The sequence below is a fragment of the Microbacterium sp. K2 genome (assembly GCF_051365005.1).
Taxonomy (GTDB): domain Bacteria; phylum Actinomycetota; class Actinomycetes; order Actinomycetales; family Microbacteriaceae; genus Microbacterium; species Microbacterium foliorum_B.
In genome coordinates, this window is the sequence record NZ_JBLWII010000006.1 from 130002 (window position 1) to 153339 (window position 23338).

Annotated in this window: 22 protein-coding genes; 15 read left to right on the plus strand and 7 right to left on the minus strand. The window is 68.2% G+C overall.

All coding sequences use genetic code 11. The features are described from left to right. The first annotated feature begins 11 nt into the window (after positions 1-11). From ACLKOY_RS15700 to ACLKOY_RS15730, 7 genes are all read left to right on the plus strand, one after another. Positions 12-839, plus strand: coding sequence for a PaaX family transcriptional regulator (locus ACLKOY_RS15700; protein ID WP_436454469.1), 828 nt, complete (start codon positions 12-14; stop codon positions 837-839). A 78-nt stretch (positions 840-917) separates the two neighbouring features. Then, positions 918-1358, plus strand: coding sequence for a cupin domain-containing protein (locus ACLKOY_RS15705; protein WP_436454470.1), 441 nt, complete (start codon positions 918-920; stop codon positions 1356-1358). Beyond that, positions 1355-2221, plus strand: coding sequence for an acyl-CoA thioesterase (locus tag ACLKOY_RS15710; protein ID WP_436454471.1), 867 nt, complete (start codon positions 1355-1357; stop codon positions 2219-2221). Before ACLKOY_RS15705 ends, ACLKOY_RS15710 begins: the two co-directional genes overlap by 4 nt. A 33-nt stretch (positions 2222-2254) precedes the next feature. Continuing rightward, positions 2255-3916 carry an AMP-binding protein gene (locus ACLKOY_RS15715; protein ID WP_436454472.1) on the plus strand — a complete coding sequence of 554 codons (1662 nt, stop codon included), beginning with the start codon at positions 2255-2257 and terminating at the stop codon, positions 3914-3916. A gap of 1 nt (position 3917) precedes the next feature. Then, on the plus strand, positions 3918-6308 hold the full coding sequence (locus ACLKOY_RS15720; protein WP_436454473.1) for a bifunctional salicylyl-CoA 5-hydroxylase/oxidoreductase: 2391 nt from the start codon (positions 3918-3920) through the stop codon (positions 6306-6308). Between the two features lie 56 nt (positions 6309-6364). Next, the gene (locus ACLKOY_RS15725) at positions 6365-6772 is read left to right on the plus strand and encodes a RidA family protein (protein ID WP_436454474.1); all 408 of its coding nucleotides are present in this window, start codon (positions 6365-6367) and stop codon (positions 6770-6772) included. Continuing rightward, positions 6772-7608, plus strand: coding sequence for a fumarylacetoacetate hydrolase family protein (locus ACLKOY_RS15730; RefSeq protein ID WP_436454475.1), 837 nt, complete (start codon positions 6772-6774; stop codon positions 7606-7608). Before ACLKOY_RS15725 ends, ACLKOY_RS15730 begins: the two co-directional genes overlap by 1 nt. An 18-nt stretch (positions 7609-7626) precedes the next feature. Here the strand turns inward: ACLKOY_RS15730 and ACLKOY_RS15735 are convergent, their stop codons facing one another. Beyond that, complete coding sequence (locus tag ACLKOY_RS15735) at positions 7627-8247, minus strand: DUF7010 family protein (protein ID WP_436454476.1); 621 nt, start codon at positions 8245-8247, stop codon at positions 7627-7629. 70 nt (positions 8248-8317) lie between these two features. After that, entirely contained in the window at positions 8318-9412 is a 1095-nt protein-coding gene (ald, locus tag ACLKOY_RS15740) for an alanine dehydrogenase (RefSeq protein WP_436454477.1), read from the minus strand. 115 nt (positions 9413-9527) lie between these two features. Between ald and ACLKOY_RS15745 the strand changes: the two genes are divergently transcribed. Both ACLKOY_RS15745 and ACLKOY_RS15750 read left to right on the plus strand, forming a co-directional pair. Further along, complete coding sequence (locus ACLKOY_RS15745) at positions 9528-10037, plus strand: Lrp/AsnC family transcriptional regulator (protein WP_140037856.1); 510 nt, start codon at positions 9528-9530, stop codon at positions 10035-10037. A gap of 138 nt (positions 10038-10175) precedes the next feature. Beyond that, positions 10176-11258 (plus strand): helix-turn-helix domain-containing protein, encoded by a 1083-nt coding sequence (locus ACLKOY_RS15750; protein WP_436454478.1) that lies wholly within the window; start codon positions 10176-10178, stop codon positions 11256-11258. A 472-nt stretch (positions 11259-11730) separates the two neighbouring features. Here the strand turns inward: ACLKOY_RS15750 and ACLKOY_RS15755 are convergent, their stop codons facing one another. From ACLKOY_RS15755 to aceA, 3 genes are all read right to left on the minus strand, one after another. Beyond that, positions 11731-12165, minus strand: coding sequence for a hypothetical protein (locus ACLKOY_RS15755; RefSeq protein WP_436454479.1), 435 nt, complete (start codon positions 12163-12165; stop codon positions 11731-11733). A 126-nt stretch (positions 12166-12291) separates the two neighbouring features. Next, the gene (aceB, locus tag ACLKOY_RS15760; RefSeq protein ID WP_436454480.1) at positions 12292-13962 is read right to left on the minus strand and encodes a malate synthase A; all 1671 of its coding nucleotides are present in this window, start codon (positions 13960-13962) and stop codon (positions 12292-12294) included. A 22-nt stretch (positions 13963-13984) separates the two neighbouring features. Beyond that, positions 13985-15310, minus strand: a complete 1326-nt coding sequence (aceA, locus tag ACLKOY_RS15765; RefSeq protein WP_436454481.1) for an isocitrate lyase — start codon at positions 15308-15310, stop codon at positions 13985-13987. A gap of 136 nt (positions 15311-15446) precedes the next feature. On the opposite strand from aceA, the gene ACLKOY_RS15770 reads away from it, so the two are divergent. Then, the gene (locus tag ACLKOY_RS15770; RefSeq protein ID WP_436454482.1) at positions 15447-16898 is read left to right on the plus strand and encodes a helix-turn-helix domain-containing protein; all 1452 of its coding nucleotides are present in this window, start codon (positions 15447-15449) and stop codon (positions 16896-16898) included. A gap of 6 nt (positions 16899-16904) precedes the next feature. Here the strand turns inward: ACLKOY_RS15770 and ACLKOY_RS15775 are convergent, their stop codons facing one another. Both ACLKOY_RS15775 and ACLKOY_RS15780 read right to left on the minus strand, forming a co-directional pair. Next, positions 16905-18227: an MFS transporter gene (locus ACLKOY_RS15775; RefSeq protein WP_436454483.1), complete on the minus strand. Its 1323-nt coding sequence runs from the start codon at positions 18225-18227 to the stop codon at positions 16905-16907. A gap of 162 nt (positions 18228-18389) precedes the next feature. Then, complete coding sequence (locus ACLKOY_RS15780; protein WP_436454484.1) at positions 18390-19043, minus strand: amino acid deaminase; 654 nt, start codon at positions 19041-19043, stop codon at positions 18390-18392. A 135-nt stretch (positions 19044-19178) separates the two neighbouring features. Here ACLKOY_RS15780 and ACLKOY_RS15785 point away from each other — a divergent pair, with 135 nt between their 5' ends. Genes ACLKOY_RS15785 through phnE (ACLKOY_RS15805) form a run of 5 tightly spaced genes read left to right on the plus strand, consistent with a single transcriptional unit; the run spans position 19179 to position 23326 of the window. Beyond that, positions 19179-19823 (plus strand): HAD family hydrolase, encoded by a 645-nt coding sequence (locus tag ACLKOY_RS15785; protein ID WP_436454485.1) that lies wholly within the window; start codon positions 19179-19181, stop codon positions 19821-19823. 51 nt (positions 19824-19874) lie between these two features. Next, positions 19875-20864: a phosphate/phosphite/phosphonate ABC transporter substrate-binding protein gene (gene phnD, locus ACLKOY_RS15790; protein WP_436454486.1), complete on the plus strand. Its 990-nt coding sequence runs from the start codon at positions 19875-19877 to the stop codon at positions 20862-20864. A 22-nt stretch (positions 20865-20886) separates the two neighbouring features. Further along, a complete protein-coding gene (gene phnC, locus ACLKOY_RS15795) occupies positions 20887-21690 on the plus strand; it encodes a phosphonate ABC transporter ATP-binding protein (protein WP_436454487.1) in 804 nt (267 codons plus the stop codon). Continuing rightward, positions 21687-22496: a phosphonate ABC transporter, permease protein PhnE gene (phnE, locus tag ACLKOY_RS15800; RefSeq protein WP_436454488.1), complete on the plus strand. Its 810-nt coding sequence runs from the start codon at positions 21687-21689 to the stop codon at positions 22494-22496. The genes phnC and phnE (ACLKOY_RS15800) overlap by 4 nt, the downstream gene beginning before the upstream one ends. Continuing rightward, entirely contained in the window at positions 22493-23326 is an 834-nt protein-coding gene (gene phnE / locus ACLKOY_RS15805) for a phosphonate ABC transporter, permease protein PhnE (RefSeq protein WP_436454489.1), read from the plus strand. Before phnE (ACLKOY_RS15800) ends, phnE (ACLKOY_RS15805) begins: the two co-directional genes overlap by 4 nt. Positions 23327-23338: the final 12 nt, after the last annotated feature.

Genomic DNA, 23338 nt, shown 5'->3' on the forward strand with positions numbered 1-23338 from the left:
GCTGAATGCTCATGAGTGCGGACGGGATGCCGATGGATGCTGACGAGCTGACGCCTGAGGCCGGAGTCCGGCCGCAGCACCTCATCGTGACGGTGTTCGGCCGCTACGTCCGTGCGCACGGGGGTGAGATCCGCATCGCGGCGCTCATCGAGATGATGTCCGCGCTCGGCGTCGACCCCGGCGTCGTGCGCTCCTCGGTCTCGAGGCTGAAGCAGCGCGGGATCCTCGTGAGTGAAGGCGGAGGCGCCTACCGACTGTCGTCGTCGCTGGAGGGCGTCTTCGCGGCGGGTGATCGCCGCATCTTCGAATCGCGAAGGGCCGAGACGTCCGATCCGTGGCTGCTCGCATCTTTCAGCGTTCCCGAGAGCGAGAGGCCGCTGCGCCATCAGCTGCGCAAGCTCCTGCAGCGGCTGGGGTTCGGACAGGTCAGCGGAGGGCTCTGGATCGCTCCAGGCCTGATCGCGGAGGAGACAGGGACCGCGCTGCAGGGCGCGGGTCTCGACGACTACGTCGAGCTGTTCCTCGGCTCGCGGGTGTCGTCGGACCCACTCGACGAGGCGGTGCGCAAGTGGTGGGATCTCGACGCCATGGAGCCGCTCTATCGAGGGTTCGTCGAGTCCTTCGGCGCCGTGATCGGCGAGACCGACGAGCGCCTCGCGTTCGCGGCCCACGTGCGTGCCATCACGCAGTGGCGTCGTCTGGTCTATCTGGATCCCGGTCTGCCCCTCGGACTGCTTCCGGACGGATGGATCGGCGTCGAAGCGGCCCGCGTCTTCGCTGAGCTCCACGCCGGCCTCGAGCCGTCGGCCGAACGCTACGTGTCATCCGTGATGAACTGACACTGCATATCGGTATCGCACTTGCGTGACGGTCGTCACGTGTGTGACACTTCTTCGACACGGAGCGAAGGAGCTTTCATGACCGAGCACGAACTGCGCTGGGACAGGGTCCCGCAGGTGACCCGCAGCGGACAAGAAGACACCCAGACGATGTCGTCGGGCGGGTGCGTCCGCGTCTCGGGTGTCGGACCGCAGCACACCGAGGCCACGAAGATCTGGTTCGGCCAGGTGTCGAACGATCCGGGGTACCGGTCGCTCCCGCACCACCATGGCGAAGCCGAGACCGGGGGATACGTGCTCCGCGGCGCCGGCCGCATCTACTTCGGTGAGGGATACCGCGAGTACCTCGACATGGCCGCCGGCGACTGGGTCTTCGTGCCTCCGTTCATGCCTCACGTCGAGGCGAACATGTCGGTGACGGAGGAGCTCGTCTGGCTCACGACACGCACCCCCGACAACATCGTCGTGAACCTCGACGATGTCGACGACTCGACGCTCGAGGGCTTCCGTCGCGTATGAGCACCTCGGCCGCGTTCCATCGCGCGATAGCCCTGACCGAGGTGACGACGACGCAAGCCGACCGGGCGTTCGAGGCGCAGCCGCAGCCGGTGCCGTGGCCCAAGGCCTACGGCGGAGACCTGGTCGCCCAGAGCGTCGCGGCGGCTCTTCGCACGGTGGGCGACGACCGGTCGCTCCACTCGGTGCACAGCACGTTCCTGCGTGGTGTCGATGTGGCAGAGCCCGTTCGCTACGAGGTCGAGACGATCCGCGACGGCAGGGGGTTCTCGACGAGACACGTGCGCGGGCATCAGCACGACCGGCTGGCGTTCATGGCTACCGCGTCGTTCCACGTGCCCGAGGAGTTCCCCGAGCATGCTCCGCCGATGCCGGAGGTGCCCATGCCCGAGCTGCTGCGCTCGTCGGCCGAGGTCCTCTCGGGCTTCGACGGCGCAGACATCGAGTACTGGTCGCATGGCCGCAGCTTCGATATGCGACATGTGCCGGGCAGCGTCTACCTCGAGATAGAGGGAGAGCGCACGGCGCACCAGGCGGTCTGGATGCGCGCGTTCGACCGGCTCGATGACGACCCGCGCACCCACCAGCTGGCGATCGCCTATGTCTGCGACTACACGATCCTCGAGCCGGTGCTGCGGGTGCTCGGGCTTCCGTGGCGCACCGAGGGGCTGGTGACGGCCAGCCTCGATCACGCGATGTGGTTCCACACGGCCGCTCGTGCCGATGAATGGCTGCTCTACGCGCAAGAGGGCGCGGCGATCTCCGACGGCCGGGGTCTCGGCCTCGGCCGGTTCTACACCCGTGACGGGCGGCTCGTCGCCACTGTCGCGCAGGAGGGGATGATCCGTCCGGGTCGTCCGCTCTGACCACACCTCCACTTCAGTCCGAAGGGACCAGCAATGACGCTTTCCCCCTCTGCGCACGTCGACACGTTCACGCGCGATTCCCTGCCACCGGCACACCTGTGGCCCACCCTCGAGTTCACGATCCCCGATGTCCAGTACCCCGAGCGTCTGAACGCCGCGGTCGAGCTCCTCGACCGCACGATCGAAAGGTTCGGCGCCGACCGTCCGGCGATCCTGCTCGCCGACGGCACCACGTGGAGCTATCGCGAACTGCGCAGGCGCGTCGACCAGTTCGCTCAGGTCCTCACCGAAGACCTCGGCCTCGTCCCGGGCAACCGGGTGCTCCTGCGCATGCTCAACGGCCCGTGGACCGTGGTCTGCTGGCTCGGGGCACTCAAGGCGGGGATGGTCGTCGTCACGACGATGGTGGCGTGGCGTGCGCGAGAGCTGCGTCCGATCGCCGAGCGGGTGCGTCCCGCCGTCGCGGTGGTGGATCACCGAGGCGCGACCGACGCCGAGGCCGCGTTCGCCGAGCTGGCCGTCGCGCCCGCCGTGCTCGTCTTCGGGGGCGATGACGACGCGCTGATCCGTGCCTGCGACGCGAAGACGGGCGAGTTCACGGCGGTCGACACCGCGGCCGATGACGTCGCTCTCCTCGGCGCCACCAGCGGCACCACCGGCGTACCGAAGATCACGATGCACTTCCACCGTGACGTCCTCGCCAACGCCGACACCTTCGCTCGCCACGTGCTGCGCCTCACGTCCGACGACGTGAGTGCGAGCACGGCGCCGCTCGCCTTCACCTTCGGTCTCGGCGGCAACGTCGTGTTCCCTCTGCGCACCGGAGGCGCCATGGTTCTGGTCGAACGCGCGACCCCGGTCGAACTCGCCAAGCTCATCGAACCGCTCGGCATCACCGTGCTCTACACGGCTCCGACCGGCTATCGCAGCGTGATCAAGGAAGGACTGGCCGGTGAGCTGCGCCGTCTGCGCATCGCGGTCGCGGCCGGCGAGCACCTGACGATCTCGACCTTCGAGGCGGTGGAGGCCGCCAGCGGGGTGCGGCTGATCAACGGCATCGGCGCGACCGAGATGCTGCACGTGTTCATCTCGGCATCCGGAGACGACATCCGTCCTGGTACGACGGGGCGGGCTGTGCCGGGGTATCGCGCAGCGATCCTCGATGACCACGGGCGCGAGCTCGGCGTCGGTGAGCCCGGGCGGCTGGGAGTGATCGGGCCGACCGGATGCCGCTACCTCGACGACGAGCGTCAGAGCGTCTACGTGCACGACGGCTGGAACATCACCGGTGACACGTTCGTGCGCGACGAGGACGGCTACTTCACCTTCCAGGCACGCAACGACTCGATGATCGTGACCGCCGGGTACAACGTGGGGGCTCCCGAGGTCGAGGAGGTCGTGCTCGGACACCCGGATGTTCTCGAGTGCGCCGTCGTGGGCTGCCCCGATCCAGAGCGCGGCATGATCGTCTCGGCATTCGTCGTCCCGCGCGACGGCGTCCCACCGTCCGCCGAGCTCACGACGAGCATCCTCGATCACGTCAAATCCCGACTGGCCGTCTACAAGTGCCCGCGTCGGGTCGACTACCTGACCGAGCTGCCCCGCAATCCCAGCGGCAAGGTGCAGCACTTCATCCTTCGCGAACGCGCGGCCGCCTCGGCCGACGTCGCCGTCACAGAAACCCGAGGAGCCTGACATGCGCGCAGCAGTCATCGGCGGAGGACCCGCGGGGCTCTACTTCGCCGCTCTCATGAAGCAGCTGGACCCCACCCACGAGATCACGGTCTGGGAGCGCAACGCGCCTGACGACACTTTCGGGTTCGGCGTCGTGTTCAGCGATGAGACCCTCGGCGGGATCGAGAACGCCGACCCGGTGATCGCGCAGCGCATGGGCGAGCAGTTCGCGCGCTGGACCGACATCGATGTCGTGTTCGGCGGCGAGACCCACACCATCGGCGGCCAGGGCTTCGCGGCGATGGGTCGCAAGGAGCTGCTGCAGCTGCTGCAGCGGCGCTGCCTCGAGCTCGGCGTCGAGATCCTCTTCCGCACGCCCGCGCCGGATGCCGCCGAGCTCATGGAGCAGTACGACCTCGTACTCGGCGCCGACGGCATCAACTCCTTCGTGCGCGGACAGTTCGCAGACCGCTTCGGACCCGATCTCGATCGTCGCGTCTCGAAGTACATGTGGCTCGGCACCGACCGGGTGTTCGAGGCGTTCACGTTCGCCGTGCTGAACACCCCGCACGGTGTGATGCAGCTGCACGGCTACCCGTACTCCGATGAGCGGAGCACCTTCCTCATCGAGATGCACGAGGACGTGTGGCGGGCGGCCGGCCTCGACGCGACCGAGAACGAGGTCTTCCCGCCCGGTGTCAGCGACGAGCGCTCGGTCGCGAAGATCCGCGAGCTCTTCGCCGACGTGCTCGGCGGTCACGAGGTGCTCACGAACAACTCCAAGTGGCTGAACTTCACCACGGTGCGAAACGACCACTGGCACCATGAGAACCTCGTGATCCTCGGCGATGCGGCCCACACAGCGCACTTCTCGATCGGTTCCGGCACGAAGCTCGCCATGGAGGACGCCCTTGCGCTCGCCGCGTGCCTGCACGAGCACGCGTCGCTCGATGAGGCGCTCGACGCGTACGAGGTGGAGCGTCGTCCCGTCGTCGCGTCGACGCAGCGCGCGGCGCAGGCCTCGCTCGAGTGGTTCGAGAGGATCGGTCAGTATGCCGATCAGAGGCCGCTGCAGTTCGCGTTCAACCTGCTGACCCGCAGCCGTCGGATCACGCTCGAGAACCTGGCGATGCGCGACCCCGAGTTCGCGGCGGAGATCGTCCGAGGGGCGCCGCTCCAGAGTCGCGACGACCACGAACCGGCGATGTTCCGCCCCCATCACGTCGGTCGGCTGGAACTGAAGAACCGCATCGTGGTGTCGCCGATGGACATGTATTCGTCGGTCGAGGGGGTTCCGGGCGACTTCCACCTGGTGCACCTGGGCTCCAAGGCCATGGGCGGTGCCGGACTCGTCATGACCGAGATGGTGTGCGTCTCGCCCGAGGGACGGATCACACCGGGGTGCGCGGGGCTCTACACCGACGAGCAGGCCGGTGCGTGGAAGCGCATCGTCGACTACGTGCACGGCCATTCGACAGCCAGGATCGGTGTGCAGATCGGGCATTCGGGGCGCAAGGGCTCGACCCGCCGGATGTGGGAGGGCATCGACCGGCCTCTCGAGCAGGGCAACTGGAACACGGTCGCCCCGTCTGCACTGCCCTACGGGGCCGAGAATCAGGTGCCCCGAGAGGTCGATCGCGAGACCATGACGGCGATCCGGGAGGAGTTCGTCGCGGCGACCCGTCGTGCCGCCGACGCGGGATTCGATCTCGCGGAGCTGCACGCCGCTCACGGCTACCTCATCTCGTCGTTCCTGTCGCCGGTATCGAACCAGCGCACCGACGAGTACGGCGGCTCGCTCGAGAACCGGCTGCGGTATCCGCTCGAGGTGTTCGATGCGATGCGCGCCGCATGGCCCGAGGAGCGCCCGCTCGCCGTGCGCCTGTCGGCCGAGGACTGGATCGACGGAGGCAACACGGTCGACGACGCCGTCGAGATCGCCCGTGCCTTCATCGGGCACGGTGCCGCGGCGATCGACGTGTCCTCGGGGCAGATCGCCACCCACGAGCGTCCGCAGTTCGGCCGCAGCTACCAGACCCCCTTCGCCGACGCGATCCGCAATCGAGTGGCGGCCGCAGCCGGTGTCAGCGTGATCGCCGTCGGCGCCATCTCGAGTCATGACGACGTCAACTCGATCCTGCTGGCGGGGCGCGCCGACCTCGTCGCTCTCGGGCGCACCCACCTGTGGGACCCCCAGTGGACCCTGCATGCGGCGGCGGATCAGGGGTACCGCGGAGCGGGAGCAGAGTGGGTGCCGCAGTTCCGCGCAGGCTCGCGCAAGCCGCCGTCGTCGCGCACCGACGCCGTTCGCCCTCGGCTCGCTCTCGTGAGAGATCCGCAGACAGAAGGCGTCGAGGCGAGCCATCGCCGCTGGACGCCGGCACCGACGACGGCCGACGCTCTCGCCCACTGACTCAGCGTCGGCCGACGCGCAGATCCACAGACACACCGATACGAAGGAGACCGCACATGTCGCGGCAGATCATCAACCCGGACTCGCTCGTGAAGCCGAGCGGATTCGCCCATGGTGTCCGAGCAGGGGAGTTCGTCTACCTCGGCGGGCAGACGGCGATGGATGCCGAGGGGCACATCGTCGAGGGCGGCATCGTCGAGCAGTTCGTCCAGGCGTTCTCGAACGTGCTCACCACGCTCGCCGCCGCCGGAGGCGAACCGCGCGATCTCGTCGACGTCACCATCTATCTCACCGACGTCGAGGACTATCAGCGCAACGGACGCGAGATCGGCCGACGCTGGCGCGAGCTGGCAGGCACCGAGTACCCCGCGATGGCGGGGATCGGCGTGACGCGGCTGTGGCAGCCCGAGGCGCTGATCGAGATCCAGGGCGTCGCCCACATCGCTGCATCGCAGGACAGCTGATGCGTCTCGCCACGGTGCGGCGAGAGGGCCGCACGCATGCCGCCGTCTGGGATGCCGCCGGTTGGGTGCTGCTCGACGAAGCGGATGCGCAGGAGCTGATCTCTGCGCCGGACTGGCGGACGCGTGCAGAGGCCGCACTTCGGCATCCGGCCAGAGTCGATGTCGAGGCGCGCGAGTTCGCGAACCCCGTGCCGCGGCCGTCGAAGGTGTTCTGCTGCGGATTGAACTATCGTGACCACATCGTCGAGACCGGTCGGCCGGTGCCCGAGTTCCCGACGCTGTTCGCCAAGTTCGCCGACACGCTGACGGGTGCGGAGGACGACATCGTCGTGCGCAACACCGACAAGCTCGACTGGGAGGCGGAACTCGCCGTCGTCGTGGGTGCCGAGGTGCATCGAGCAGACCGCGAGCGGGCCCAGGCGGCGATCCTCGGCTACGCGGTCTCGAACGACATCTCCATGCGCGACTGGCAGCAGCGCACCCTGCAGTGGCTCCAGGGCAAGGCGTTCGACGCGACGACACCGGTGGGGCCCTGGGTGGTCACCGCCGACGAACTCGACCCGCGCGACGGGCTGCGCATCACCTGTGCGGTGAACGGCGAGCTGGTGCAGGACGCAGACACGTCCGAGCTCGTGTTCGACGCCGCCGACCTGGTGGCCTACGTGTCGCAGATCACGGTGCTACGTCCGGGGGACATCGTGCTCACGGGCACGCCCGGGGGAGTGGCGCTGGGGATGCCGGAACCGCGGTGGCTCCGCGACGGCGACATGGTCACGACCGAGATCGAGGGGATCGGCGTGCTCCGCAACACGATCCGCTTCGACGACCTGCGGTAGGGCGGGGCGCTGTGTTCGTCAGTCGGGTCGGTGCGAAGGCTTGGCTGGCGCACTATCGAAGCGCTGCGCTTGAGGTGCCGGTGAGGCTTCGCGTCGACTCTCGAAAGATTCGGAGCGGGCACTCAGAAAGAGCGGAACCGTCGCCGCCAGGAGCGCGGCAGCACCGATCCACCCGCTCATCGGACGCAGTGACGGCACGGCGAAGAGGGCGGCTGCGCCGACAGCTACGAGCACACCGGCGAGCACGCCATACGCACGCATCCCGTACAGCGAGATGAAGGTCAGATAGTGCGCGCCGACGACGATGAGGGAGGCCGGCAGGAACAATGACGGCTCCAGCAGACCGAGCGCGATCGCCACGAGCAGCCCGAGCGGCACCGTGAAAGCGCTCTGCATCGCGAGCGCGATCGACGGGTGGCCCTTAGGTAGGAATGCGGGGCCTCCCATCGCCTTCAGTACGAGCGATGACAGAGGGAAGATCAGCATCCCTCCGAAGAACAGGATCGCCATCGTCGCCCCGGGTGACCACCACTGGTATGCAGCCGCCGCGGCCCCCCAGATGAAGGCTGACACGAGCGGGCCAGAGAATCCTCCGCGGTACACGCGTCGGACATCTCGTTGGGCCTGCGTCACGTCCATGCGCTCATCCTGGCAGAACGGAGACGACGATCACCGCGCTCGCCGGCAGGAGAGACGGATCGCGCGCTGTTCACGCGGATGTGAGGCCGTGGGCCGTCGCCACGGCATCGAGTGTGATGCGTCCGCCCTGCACGTTGAGGCCCTTGGCGAGAGCGGCATCGTCTGCGGCCGCACGCTCCCAGCCCTTGCCTGCGATGGCAGAGACGTAGGGGAGGGTGGCGTTGGTCAGAGCCCTCGTGGCGGTCTCGGGCACGGCGCCGGGCATGTTCGCGACGCAGTAGTAGATCGAGTCGTGCACCGCGAAGGTGGGGTCGTCGTGCGTTGTCGGACGGGATCCCTCGAAGCATCCGCCCTGGTCGATCGCGATGTCGACGAGCACCGAGCCGGGCTTCATGCCGGCGACCATGTCGTCGGTGACGAGCTTCGGCGCTGCGGCACCGGGGATCAGCACCGATCCGATCACCAGATCCGCCGTCGCGAGCTCTTCGGCGATGTCGTACCGGCTCGACGCACGCGTCTGGAGAGCGCCGCCGTAACGGTGCTCGAGCTCGCGCAGACGCGGAAGCGAGATGTCGATCACCGTGACCTGGGACCCGAGGCCGAGCGCGTTCGCAGCCGCATGCTCGCCGGCGACGCCGCCGCCGATCACGACGGTCTTGGCGCGCGGGGCCCCTGCGATGCCGCCCATCAGCACTCCGCGTCCCCCCGCGGATCGCATGAGTGAGTATGAGCCCATCGTCACAGAGAGGCGACCGGCGATCTCGCTCATCGGCACGAGCAGGGGCAGGCTGCGGTCGGGCAGCTGCACCGTCTCATAGGCGACGGCCGTGGTTCCCGCGTCGACGAGCGCAGTCGTCAGCGCCCGGTCGGCGGCGAGATGCAGGTAGGTGAAGAGGGTCAGGTCGGAGCGCAGGAAGCCGTACTCCTGGGCGATCGGCTCCTTCACCTTGATGAGAAGGTCTGCCTCGCCCCAGGTCTGCTCGGCGGTCTCGACGATCTCGGCGCCGGCGATCCGGTAGGCCTCGTCGGAGATGCCGGAGCCGACTCCCGCTCCCGACTGCACGAGCACGCGATGGCCCTCGTGAACAAGCCGGTCGGCACCCGCGGGGGTGAGCGCGGTGCGGTTCTCGTTGTTCTTGACCTCGGTCGGCACGCCGATCTTCATCGATCCTCCAAATTGCGGTTGCGTGTGTGCATTTCAGAATCGCAGAAACGTCGACGATTCGACAGAATGCCTGAAGAACATTCGTTCAGCCCAGCGATCCTGCATAATCATTCGCATGGAGACGTCATCCGAAGCCCCTCAGACGAACACCCTTCGGGCGCCGGCACTCGATGCGGTCGATGCGAGGATCGTACAGCTGCTGAGCGCGGATGGGCGGATGACCAACGCAGAGCTCGCCGGACAGCTCGGAGTGGCACCGTCGACGGCGCACGCCCGCCTGCGTGCACTCGTGGATCGAGGAGTCATCAGCGGCTTCCACGCGAGCGTCGACGAGCGGATGCTGGGCGCCGGCCTGCAGGCCATCATCGGCGTCAGCCTTCGACCGAGCGCCCGGCGCGAGAGCATCGTCGAGTTCGCCGATCGCGTGCGCGCGCTGCCGCAGGTGATCCAGGTCTTCTTCCTCGGCGGAGACGACGACTTCCTGCTGCATATCGCGGTCGCTGACTCGTCCGAGATGCGCGAGTTCGTGCTCGAGCACCTGTCTGCACAGAGCAGCGTCGCCTCGACTCGCACCAGCATCGTGTTCGACTACCACCGCAACTCCGTCGCCGCATCGTTCCGCTGAGCCGCTGAGCCGCCGAGCCCGAGGCCGGATCGAGCCTCGGTCGAACGTATATATTGCTGTGCCTCACCGGGCCGACTTATCGTGAGGGCGGGGATTGGGGCGGGCGCAGAAGGCTGCTCGCACCCGCTGGGGGATGCGATGTCACGAGTACTCGATGATGCGGAGATGGCCGCGTGGCTGGGCAGGCTCTCGGGCGGACTGTGGGTGCCGCCCGCCCATGGCGACGGCGATGGTGCAACGGTGCCGGCGTGGTTCACGGCGGAGGTGATGCGCCTCGACGGTCACCTCGGCATGCTGCAGCTCTCGAACTTCGGCACGATGAAGGCCGATGACCCGGATGCGTTCGAGGCTGCCCTGCTGCGCAGATCCATCGGCGCCACGATGCTTTACAGCACCCTCGAGACCTCGCATACGGTCAGCTACGAGGTCGGCGCTCCCGAGGGTATGGACATCATCATCCTCGGCATGGCGAACCAGGGCGGGCAGAGGTTGCGCACCGCTGCGGGCGTGCAGCTGATGAGCGTGGGGCGGATGGGATTCATGTCGAGTCTCGGGGCATCGTCGATCGAGCATCTCGGGGTGAGCGAGACGACCGGTGTGGTCGTGCCGGTCGCCGCCGTGCCCGGCTATCAGCATGTGCTTGCCGCAGGAGCCGACATGTTCCCCGATACTCCGCTGACCAGGGCCGCGGGAGCCGCTCTGGGGCGCATGCTGTTCGAGTGGGCGAAGGATCCTGATCAGGGCGAAAGAGCTCTGGCTGGCACCGAAGCGGCGCTCGTCGCGCTCGTACGCAGCCTCTTCCGGCAGTTCCCCGGCGACGGCGAGACGGATCGGGCCGGTCTGGTGCGTGCTGAGGCGGATCGGATCATCGAACGGCGCCATCGGGACGCGGCATTCGGGATCGCGGAGCTCGCCGACGAGCTGCACGTCAGCCGTCGCCAGCTCTTCCGTCTCTACGCAGGGATGGACGAGAGTCTCGCCGCACGACTGCTTAGACGGCGGCTGGTGACGGCACGCGAGCAGCTGGTGTCCACTCCGCCACAGGACCTCGCGACGGTCGCGGCGCAGTCCGGTTTCGCAGATGCGGCAGCGCTTCGTGCCCAGTTCTCCCGTCACGTCGGGGTGAGCCCGAGCGCGTACCGGATGGCTGCGCGCACGCAGCCATCGCGTCTTGCCGAGGCGATGCTTCTCAGCGACGAGCAGCTGGGGCCCTCGGCCTGAGCCGGCGGCGTCGGGCGCTGGAACCGAACGAGGGTCGCCGCGTTCGAGATCGCGGGTTCCGGCGCGGTCGGCACGCCGACTGGCGCGGTGCGCAAAGTGACATTCGACCGCGATTCGGGTGCCAAGTGTCACACGCCGTGCCGGGCTCCGCGCATCCGGTGACGGGACGGTCCGTGGCGCTTCCGGCAGCCTGAGCGCGTGCATAACCTGAACCTGCCCGTGTCCCCAGGCGGGCCATGACGGCAGGTGATGCGGGAGGCGCGACTTCTGATGATCCGGCCGTCACGGCTTCCGGACGAGGCGGATCGCCCGTCCGGAAGCTCGGGGAAAGGCGCGCGAGCGTCGGGCACGACGGATCGCCGGCGCACAGCGCGGGCGGACGTGCGGGTGCCTCGGTCGGGGGGACCGGGGCACCCGCGAAAACCTGCACGACCGCAGCGTTCAGTGCGGGAACGAGGCGCGGATGCTGCGCTCAGGCGCCGAAGGACGAGGGCAGTGCGCAGTAGTCCGCGAAGCGCCGGGTCGGATGAGCGGGGTCTGAGACATCGACGATCGCAGAGGCGATCGAGTGCGGCGCCTCGTCGCCTGCGAGCTGCCACACGATGAAGTTCCACAGCCCGCGCACTGACGGGCCGAGCAGTTCGGGCGGACCCGAGACGATGAGGACGGTGCCGCTGTCGGGGCGGGCTCGGAACGGCGCGACGACGTCGGTGCGCAGAGCCTGCTCGTCGCCGTCTGCACTGTGCTCCCGCTCGACCCGCTGACCTGCCGACGTCAGGGCGGAGGCGAAGTCGTCCGCTGCTCGGCGTGAGCGCTCGGCATCCGCTCCGGCAACGACGACCAGCCGGCGGCCGCGCGGATACAGGTGCAGGAACTCGGAGGAGATGTCGGACCAGACGTCGCTCATGATCTCAGGCTACGCCCGTTCTCGAGGGGGCGGACCGAGCGGGGTTCGAGTGTCCGCATGCGCATGAAAGGGCCCTTCGGATGCCGAACCGCGGCATCCGAAGGGCCCCCTTTCGTGCAGAGAGGGTCAGGCCTCCTCGACGAGGAAGCGGCTGTAGGCGCCGAGCGTCAGGAACGCCGGGAACTCCTCGTGCAGCGCGACGTCGCGGAACACCGATGCCGCGTCGTCGAAGCGGTCGCCGTCGCGTCGCTCGACCTCGTCGAGCACCTCGCCGATCAGGCCCTCGACGTACTCGGCGGTGATCGGTGTGCCGTCCTCGGTGGTGCGGTCCTGGTGGATCCACTGCCACACCTGCGAGCGGCTGATCTCGGCCGTCGCGGCATCCTCCATCAGGTTGTCGATGGCCACTGCGCCGAGCCCTCGCAGCCACGCCTCGAGGTAGCGGATCGCCACAGAGACGTTGTCGCGCACACCCTGAGCCGTGATCGGGCGGCCGATGTGCAGGTCGAGCAGCTGCGACGCGGTCACCAGGACCTCGGGGCGCTGCCGATCGATCTGATTCGGGCGGTCGCCGAGCACGGCGTCGAACTCGGCCTGCGCCGTGGGGATCAGGTCGGGGTGGGCCACCCAGGTGCCGTCGAAGCCGTCGCCGGCCTCGCGCTTCTTGTCGGCCGAGACCTTCTCGATCGCACGCTCGGTCACCTCAGGGTCGCGACGGTTCGGGATGAAGGCGCTCATGCCGCCGATCGCGTAGGCGCCCCGCTTGTGGCAGGTCTGCACGAGCAGCTCGGTGTAGGCCCGCATGAACGGCACCGTCATCGTCACCTCGCTGCGGTCGGGAAGCACGAAGCGCGCCCCGCGGCCGCGGTAGTTCTTGATGATCGAGAAGATGTAGTCCCAGCGTCCCGCGTTGAGGCCCGCGCAGTGGTCGCGCAGCTCGTAGAGGATCTCGTCCATCTCGAACGCCGCGGGCAGGGTCTCGATGAGCACGGTGGCGCGGATCGTGCCATGCGGGATGCCGATGTACTCCTCGCTGAACGAGAACACGTCGTCCCACAGCTTCGCCTCTTCGCTCGACTCGAGCTTGGCGATGTAGAAGTACGGCCCGCGGCCGTTCGCGATCAGCTCCTGCGCGTTGTGGAAGAAGTACAGCCCGAAGTCGACGAGCGAACCGGATGCCGCGGTGCGGCGCCCTGCGCGATCGGTGAACTGCAGGTGCTTCTCGGGCAGGTGCCAGCCGCGAGGGCGCATAACGACCGTCGGCGTGCGCTCGGCGGTGACGCGGTACTCCTTGCCCGGCCCCGATTCGGTCGCGGGGACGGTGAAGGAGAGCTCGCCGCGGATCGCGTCGCGCAGAGACAGCTGACCCTCGATGACGTTCTTCCAGGTGGGGCTCGTGGCGTCCTCCTGGTCGGCGAGCCACACCCGCGCTCCGGAGTTCAGTGCGTTGATCGTCATCTTCGGGTCGGTCGGCCCGGTGATCTCGACCCGACGGTCTTCGAGCCCGGGGCCGGGGCCGGCGACACGCCAGTCGGCATCCGCTCGGATGTGCGCGGTGTCATCGCGGAAGCGCGGATCGTGCCCGTTGCCGATCTCGAACCGGCGGCGCATGCGGTCAGCGAGCCGGTCGTGACGGCGAGCGGCGAAGCGGTGGTGCAGCTCGGTGAGAAACGCGATCGCCTCGGGAGTGAGGATCTCGTCGTAGCGCTCGCGCAGGGGACCGGTGACGCTGATCGCCGGACCCTGCTGCGTCGTCTGGATCGGAGCGGTTGTCGGAGGAGCGGTGGGAGTGGTCATGATCTGAGTCCTTTGCGATGGCTTAGTGGAACTGCGCGGCTTCGGTGGAGCCGGCGAGGGCGAGGGTCGCGCTGTCGGGGTTGAGCGCGGTCGAGATGACGTCGAAGTAGCCGGTGCCCGCCTCGCGCTGGTGCTTGGTGGCGGTGTAGCCGTTCGCCTCTGCGGCGAACTCGGCCTCCTGCAGCTCGACGTACGCGCTCATGGCGCGATCGGCGTAGCCGCGGGCGAGGTCGAACATCGAGTGGTTCAGGGCATGGAAGCCGGCGAGCGTGATGAACTGGAACTTGTAGCCCAGGTCAGCCAGCTCCTGCTGGAACGTCGCGATCTCGGCGTCCGACAGGTGGCGCTTCCAGTTGAAGCTCGGGGAGCAGTTGTAGGCGAGCATCTTGCCGGGGAACTGCTCGTGGATCGCTGCGGCGAACGCACGGGCCAGGTCGATGTCGGGCTCTCCCGTCTCGACCCACAGCAGGTCGGCATACGGCGCGAATGCGAGGCCGCGGCTGATGACCGACTCGATGCCGGGGCGGATGCGGTAGAAGCCCTCGGTCGTGCGCTCGCCGGTGGTGAACTGCTGGTCGCGCTCATCGACGTCGCTCGTCAGCAGGTCGGCGGCGAGAGCATCCGTCCTGGCGATGATGACCGTCGGCACTCCCGACACGTCGGCGGCGAGACGTGCCGCGTTCAGGGTGCGGATGTGCTGCTGCGTGGGCACGAGCACCTTGCCGCCCAGGTGGCCGCACTTCTTCTCGCTCGCGAGCTGGTCCTCCCAGTGGATGGCGGCTGCCCCGGCCTGGATCAGTGACTGCGCGAGCTCGTAGGCATTGAGGGGGCCACCGAAGCCGGCCTCGGCATCGGCGACGATCGGTGCGAGCCAGTCCTGGGTGACCTCGCCCTCGGCGTGTTCGAGCTGGTCCTGGCGGATCAGCGCGTTGTTGATGCGACGCACGACCGCCGGAACCGAGTTGGCGGGGTAGAGCGACTGGTCGGGGTAGGTCTGGCCGGCGAGGTTGCCGTCGGCTGCGACCTGCCAGCCGGAGAGGTAGATGGCCTTGAGGCCTGCCCGCACCTGCTGCACGGCCTGGCCGCCCGTGTAGGCGCCGAGCGCTCGCACGTAGTCCTCGGTGTGCAGCAGGTTCCAGAGGTTCTCGGCACCGCGGTGGGCGAGGGTGGAGTCCTCGCGGACCGACCCGCGGATGCGGATGACGTCCTCTGCCGAGTAGGTGCGCTCGACGCCGTCCCAACGGGGATCCGTCTCCCAGATCTCCCGGAGTTCGGCGGCCGTCTGAACCTGGTCGCCGGCACGCAGACCTGCGGGTCGCGGGGTGTGGTTCTGAGCGGTGTTCGTCATGGTGTCTCCTCCGTTGGATGCCCGGACCGTGAAGCCGGGTGGCGTATTTCCACTGTGGGTGAAGATCTGGCCCGAACTCGGCCAATCCGCTTGTGAAGATCGACAGGAATTCTGTTTCTGTGACAGAATCGGCCGCATGAGCACCTCAGCGGTCGAAGAAGACGCCGACTCCCTCACGATCGGACGACGCATCCGTCAGTTGCGCACCGCGCGGGGAATGACCCTCGACGATCTCGCGGCGGCGGTCGATCGGGCCCCGAGTCAGATGTCGATGATCGAGACGGGCAAGCGGGAGCCGAAGCTCACTCAGCTGCAGGCGATCGCGCGGGCGCTCGGCGTCACGATCGATGCGCTGCTCGAGGGCGAGCCGCTCGATGAGCGCAGTGCGATCGAGATCGCTCTCGAACGCGCCATGAAGGGGCAGACGTTCCAGGCGCTCGGGATCGAGCCGTTCCGCATCGCCAAGAGCATGCCGACGGATGCACTGAAGGCACTGCTCGCGCTGCACGGCGAGATCGATCGGCTCCGCGACGAGCGGGCGGCCACGCCGGAGGAGGCGCGACGAGCGAACGTCGAGCTGCGCCACCTCATGCGCAGGCAGGACAACCACTTCGCCGACCTCGAAGCCAAAGCCGCCGAGATACTCGCGGCGGTCGGTCATCCCGGCGGTCCGCTCACCCAGCGCACCGCATCCGAGATCGCCGCCTATCTGGGGTTCACGCTGCACTACGCGCCCGATCTGCCGCAGACCACGCGCAGCGTCGCCGATCTGGCGAACGGGCGGCTGTACCTCTCGAGCAGTGTGCCGGCCAAGGGCGACGCGAGAACGGCCGTGCTGCAGGCTCTGTCCAGCCGCATCCTCGGGCATTCGGAGCCGCGCAGCTACGCCGAGTTCCTGCGCCAGCGCGTCGAGACGAACTACCTCACCGGGGCGCTGCTGGTTCCCGAGGCCCACGTGGTGCCCGCGCTGAAGGATGCGAAATCACGTCGGGCGATCTCGATCGAGGACCTCCGTGACGCCTATTCGGTCTCGTACGAGACTGCGGCGCACCGCTTCACGAACCTCGCGACCCGCCACCTCGACATTCCCGTGCATTTCCTCAAGGTGCACGAGTCGGGGACGATCACGAAGGCCTACGAGAACGACGACGTGAACTTCCCGACCGACCGACTCGGGTCGATCGAGGGCCAGATGTGCTGCCGACGGTGGACGAGCCGTGTCGTGTTCGACGAGGACGACCGCTTCAATCCGTACTACCAGTACACCGACACGGGCAACGGCACGTACTGGTGCACCGCCCGAGTCGAGGCGTCGAGCGAGGGGCTGCACTCGGTGAGCGTGGGCGTGCGCTTCGATGACACCAAGTGGTTCGTCGGGCGTGACACCCCGCACCGGGGGGTGTCGAAGCACTCGGTGGAGGTCTGCTGCCGCCGAGCGCCGGCCGACCTCGAGGGACGGTGGCGCGAGAACTCCTGGCCGAACGTCAGGACTCCTCGCACCCTGCTCGCCACGCTGCCGACCGGGGCTTTCCCCGGTGTCGACACCACTGATGTGTACGAGTTCCTCGAGGCGCACGCACCGCGCTGAGCGACCTCAGCCCAGCGCCGCGGGCTTCTTCGGCACCAGCGACACGGCCACGGCGGCGACGATCGCCACGAGTGCGAAGGCGACGAAGTTCCACTCGACGCCGATCGCGAGCGACGCCAGCCAGCCGCCCATGATCGGGCCGAGGATCGCACCGATGCGTGCGAAGCTCAATGCCCAGCCCGCGGCTGTCGCGCGGACGGATGCCGGGTAGTAGTCGGTGATGTAGGCCGTGAGCACGAGGGACGTCGAGATCGACCCGATGCCCGAGATGGCCACGAGCACCAGGTTCACGAGCATCCCGTTCGGGAACATCAGCAGAAGACAGGCCACTCCGCCCAGCGCATAGAAGGTGATGAGCACCGGCTTGGCGCCGAAGCGATCGGCGAGGTAGCCGACTCCCAGGCCGCCGACGGCGGACGCGAGGCTGAAGACCAGCAAAAACGTGAGTGCGGGGCCGAGGTCGTACCCGGAGGCGCGCATGATCGACGGCAGCCACGAGTTCAGGCCGTAGACCAGCAGCAGCCCGGCGAAGAGCGAGATCCAGAGGAAGACGGTCGAGCGCAGGTAGCGTCGCGAGAAGAGCTGGTGCAGGATGCTGTGCCACGGCCGACGCTCGCCCTCGGGAAGAGCCGGGCGGTCCGTGGGGATGTAGGGGTTGATTCCGAGCCGATAGGCGAGGGCGACGGCCTTGTCGTGACGGCCGCGGTTCTCGAGGGATTCGAGCGACTCGGGCAGCACCTTCGCGATCACGGGGATGAGCAGGATCGGGAGCGCTCCGACCGCGATCACCCAGCGCCAGCCGAGCTGCGGGAGCAGCAGGATGGCGACGAGCGCCGACACGACGATGCCGAGCGAATAGCCGGAGTACATGATCCCGTAGTTCAGCGCCCGCCGACGCGGGGCGGAGAACTCGATCGTGAGCGCGGCGGCGACCGGGATGATGCCTCCCATGCCGAGGCCGCCCAGGAAGCGGAAGAGGCCGAAGATCTCGGGCGTGGGGGCGAGCGCTGCACCGAGCTGCATCAGCGTGAAGATCGACATCGACACCAGCAGCATCCGCTTGCGACCGACCCGGTCGCTCAGCGTGCCGATGAAGAGGGCGCCGATGAGCATGCCGACCAGGGCCCAGGAGGCGAGGCCCCCGAGCTCGACGGGGGAGAGCGACCAGGCGGCATCCTCGGCGAGAGCGGGCAGCACCGCGCCGATCACGCCGATGTCGTAGCCGTCGGCGAGGATCGCCATCCAACAGCTGAAGAGGACGATCCCGGTGACGCGTCGCGGAACGGGCCAGACGGTCTCGTCGGTGCGGGGTGGGGAAGCGGTAGACATCGTCGTCTCCTTCACATGACGCGCCAGTGCGTCGGGGTGGATGAAGCGCTCGAGCGCTGTGTTGAAACTATGACGAACGTCACGAAAACGCAATATGCAATCGACTAGGGCCTGAGAGCGATGCAGATCAGCATCCTGACCGGCGCGCATGCGGCATGCGAATCACACCGCGTTCCAGCGCAGGCGAGGAGTGCTCGCGAACTCGGTCAGCACGACGCCCGCGTCGGCGACGGGGAACATCGTGATCAGCAGGGGAGTGGTCTCGGAGGTGACGGCGACCGCGTAGGCCAGAGCCGCGGGTCCCTGCTCGCGGGTGACCCCCACGCGGGTGTGTCGTCCGTCGACGGTCGCTGTGCTCGACAGCGATGCGCTGCGGAGGATCCCGGATGCCGCGGCGCCTGCTCTGTGGAGCAGGGTGGCGCCTTCGAGCCAGGGCAGGAACGCGTCGGGTGCGAGAGCGCACGCCTCGGCGAGAGCAGGTGTCACCCAGCGCTCGCGCTTGAGCCCGTACGGCGTCTCGACGCGTGACAGCAGATAGCCGTAGCAGTGCAGGAGTCCGGCGTTGCCGACGGGCCACTGCGCCGCTATGCCTGCTCTGCGGTGCAACTCGTCGAACAATGCCCGAGAGATCACGGGCGCGCCGATGTTCTCGTCGATCACGGTCGACCGACCCCAGGCGTCGAAGCGTCCGTGCTCGCGGTCGTCCTCGAGTGAGGCGACGAGCCACGGGAGACTGTCGACGGCTGCACGTGCGGCCGTCGCCGAGTCGGACTGCGCCCGGGTTGCAGCGGTCGTGAGGTCGTCGATTCCGGACACGGCGTTCACGCTACAAGATCCCGATGGACGGAGTGTTCACACGGCGTTCACATGATCGGGACTTTCTGTCCACAATCACTGAGCATGCTGGACGGAGCGTCCGCGAGATCAGAGTGCGGATGCGGAAAGAACACCGTGAACTCCATTCTCCTCTTCGACTTCGACGGCACGATCGCCCTCGGGAACGGGCCCGTGCTGGCGTACGCCACGCAGGTGGCTGCCGCTCTCGGCGACCACCACGGCTTCGTCGACGGCATCCGCGAGACGCTCTCCGCCGCCGACGGTGGGGCCCTCGACGGCTACGACGCGGTGCGGCGAGCTGCGGCTGCCCGTGGTGCGGATGCCCGGATGCTCAGCGCCGCGTATCTCGCGAGCCGAGCAGAGCTCGCCACCGCAGCGGCTCCGATCACCGCACCCGACGGCCTCGCCGCCTTCCTCGCCGATGCTTCGGCTGACGCGGAGCTCGTTCTCGTCACCAACGCACCGGCGATCCGCATCGACCAGGCGCTGGACGCTCTCGGCCTCGCCGGGCTCTTCGACCGCATCGTCACGAGTGCGGGCAAGCCGGCCGGTCTCGATGCGTTCCTGGCGGATCTGCCCGCGGACGCGCGGGTGCTGAGCATCGGAGACATCTGGCACAACGACCTCGCCCCCGCCCATGCGCGCGGCCATGCGACCGCTCTGATCGGCGGCTTCCCCGATCCGGATGCGACCCCCACCTACCGCGCTGCCGACTTCGCGACGCTGATCCCTCAGCTCGACGCGTGGCTGCGCCCCTGAACCCGCACCTCTCCCCCCTCCCTCACACCCACCACACATCGAAGGATGACAATGCGTACCTCCCCCTTCCGCCGGACCGCCGCGGGGCTCGTCGCCGCAGGCGCCCTGCTCACTGTCGCGCTCACCGGCTGCTCGACCGACACGGCCGCGCCCGACGAGTCCGCCGCCCCCGCTGCCGATCCCGAGTCCCTCGTGCTCGCCCTGGTGCCCTCGCAGGACCAGGACGGCCTCGTCGACACCGCGGCACCGCTCACCGACTACCTCACCGAGGAGCTCGGCATCGAGGTCACCGGTGTGGTCTCCAAGGACTACCAGGCCGCGGTCGAGGCGATGGGGGCCGGTCAGGCGCAGATCGGATTCCTGCCGTCTCTGCAGCTGTGGCAGGCCAATGACATGTACGACGCATCGGTCGTGCTGCAGACCGAGCGCAACGGCAACATCACCTATCCCGCGCAGTTCATGACGAACAACCCCGACAAGTACTGCGACGACGTGCCGGTCGAGCGCGACGGGATGCTGTTCTGCAACGGCGCCGACGCCATGTCGGGTCCTGCCGGTCTCGACAGCATCGACAAGGTCGAGGGAGCGAAGGTCGCGCTGCTCGGACCCGGCTCACCCGCCGGTTACATCTACCCGGTCCTCGCGCTGCAGGAGGCGGGACTCGACACCGACACCGACATCGAGCAGATCCCCGTGACCGCGAACGACGCCTCGGTGCTGGCGGTCTACAACGGCGACGCCGAGGTCGGCTTCAGCTTCTGGGATGCCCGCACGATCGTTCAGAAGGACACCCCCGACGTGGGCCAGAAGGTCGTCGTCTTCGCCCTGACCGAGGAGATCCCGAACGACGGCGTCGCCCTGTCGTCCGACCTGTCGCCCGAGCTGCAGGACCGCATCTCCACGGCTCTCGAGGACTTCTCGAACACCGAGGAGGGCTCCGAGATCCTCACGAGCATCTACTCGATCACGAAGCTCGCGCCTGCCGATCCCGACTCGCTCGACGTCGTCGCTCGCGCCGCCCAGGCCCTGGGGCTCCAGTAAATTGTCCGATCAGATCCAGCACGTGGACGCCGCAGCCCAGGCTGCGGCGTCCACGCCGTGGTCCATCCGTCTCGATGGCGTCACGGTGCGATACCCCAACGGGACGATCGGCCTCGACCACGTCTCGCTCGACATCGACGCCGGAGAGATGGTCGCTGTCGTCGGCCTCTCGGGTTCGGGCAAGTCCACTCTCATCCGCACGATCAACGGCCTCGTGCCGGTGACGAGTGGAACGCTGGACGTGGGCGAGCACCGCGTCAGCGGAGCCTCGCCCCGCACCCTGCGGCGCCTGCGCGGCGACATCGGGATGGTGTTCCAGGGGTTCAACCTCGCCGGCCGCGCGAGCGTCCTGCAGAACGTGCTCGTCGGGCGTCTCGCCCACACGCCCCTGTGGCGCACCCTGCTGGGCGCCTATCCCGAGGACGATCGCCAGCTGGCCTACCAGGCGCTCGACCGCGTCGGCATCCTGCCGAAGCTGCACTCGCGCGCATCCGACCTCTCGGGTGGGCAACAGCAGCGCGTCGCCATCGCACGCGCACTGGCGCAGGAGCCGCGCATCGTCCTGGCCGACGAGCCGGTCGCGAGCCTCGACCCGCCCACCGCGCACGGTGTCATGAACGACCTCCGCCGCATCAACCGAGACCTCGGCATCACCGTGCTGGTCAACCTGCACCTGCTCGACCTCGCCCGCGAATACGGAGCACGGATGATCGGCATGCGCGCGGGCAAGATCGTCTACGACGGGCCGGCAGCGAGCGCGACGGATGCCGACTTCGAGAGCATCTACGGTCGATCCCTCACCGCCGACGATCGGCTCGACACATGACCGAGGCGACACCGGCACCGCTCGAGATACCTCGGCGGCCCCCCGGCGCGTGGCGTGGGCCCGTGATCCTGCTGGCGGTCGTCGCCATCACCGTCGTGATGTGCCTGCCCGGCATCGGCATCGGTGTCGACCTCTCGGCGATCGCGCGCAACTGGCAGAACGGCGCCGACAAGATCATCAAGCTGCTGATGCCCGACTGGAGCTTCTTCCCGCGCACGCTCCCGCCGCTCATCGAGACGCTGCAGATGGCCGTCATCGCGACGGCGATCGGCGCGGTGATCTCGCTGCCGCTGAGCTTCTGGGCGGCTCGCGCCACCAACCCGAACGCTCCGGCGCGCGTCATCGTGCGCGGCATCCTGAACGTCATCCGCAGTGTCCCCGACCTGCTGTACGCGGCGATCCTCGTCGCGATGGTCGGGGTCGGCGCGCTCCCCGGCATCCTCGCGCTGCTGCTGTTCAACGTCGGCATCATCGTCAAGCTCGTCTCGGAGGCGATCGACACCAATGACCGGGGTCCGCTCGAGGCCGGGCGCGCGGTCGGCGCCACGCAGACGAAGATCAACCGCACACTCGCGCTCCCGGATGTCTGGCCGGCGTTCGCGAACCAGACGCTCTACGTCTTCGAGCTCAACGTCCGCGCCTCCACCGTGCTCGGCCTGGTCGGAGCCGGCGGCATGGGCCTGCTCATCGACGCCGTGCGCACGTTCTACCGCTACGACCAGCTCTCGCTCATCATCCTGGAGATCCTCATCGTCGTCATCGTGATCGACCTCGTCTCCGACGCCATCCGACGGAGACTCGTATGACCACCGTGCTCACTCCGCCACCTGCCATCACGGTCATCCCGGACAAGCCGCGCCGACCCTGGCTCATCGCCTCATGGATCATCGTCACCGCCATCGTCGTGCTGGCCTTCTGGTCGATCGACATCAACTGGTCGCGTCTCGTCGACCTGCCTGCGGAGATCGTCCGCTACACGTTCCTGATGTTCGGCAGCCCGAACTGGGAGAAGCTGCCCGAGGCGCTCTGGCAGACCTGGCGCAGCATCGAGATGGCGTGGGTCGGCACGATCCTCGGCATCCTGCTCGCGACCCCCATCAGCCTGCTCGCCGCGCGCGGCTTCGGCCCCGCCTGGCTGCGCGCACTGCTGCGCGGGCTGTTCTCGCTCATCCGGGCTGTTCCCGAGATCATCATCGCGATCGTGATCCTCTCGGTCACGGGGCTCACGCCGTTCACGGGTGCGCTCGCGCTGGCGATCAACGGCATCGGCACGCTCGGCAAGTGGGGCTACGAAGCAGTCGAGGCGGTGCCCCGCGGGCCGATCGAGGCCGCACGCGCGGCGGGGGGTGGCACCCTGCAGGTGCTGCGCTGGGGTGTCTGGCCCCAGGTCGAGCCCGCGTTCTGGTCGTTCTGGCTGTACCGCTTCGAGATCAACGTGCGCTCGTCGGCCGTGCTCGGTCTGATCGGCGTCGGCGGAATCGGTGACATGCTCACCTCCTATACCCAGTACCGTGAGTGGTCGACGGTGGGCGTCCTGCTCATCGTGGTCGTCGCTGTCACGATGCTGATCGATGCCGTCTCCGGCGCGATCCGCCGCCGGATCATGGAGGGAGCCCGCACCCGTGTTCTCGCCTAGCGCTCCGCCCAC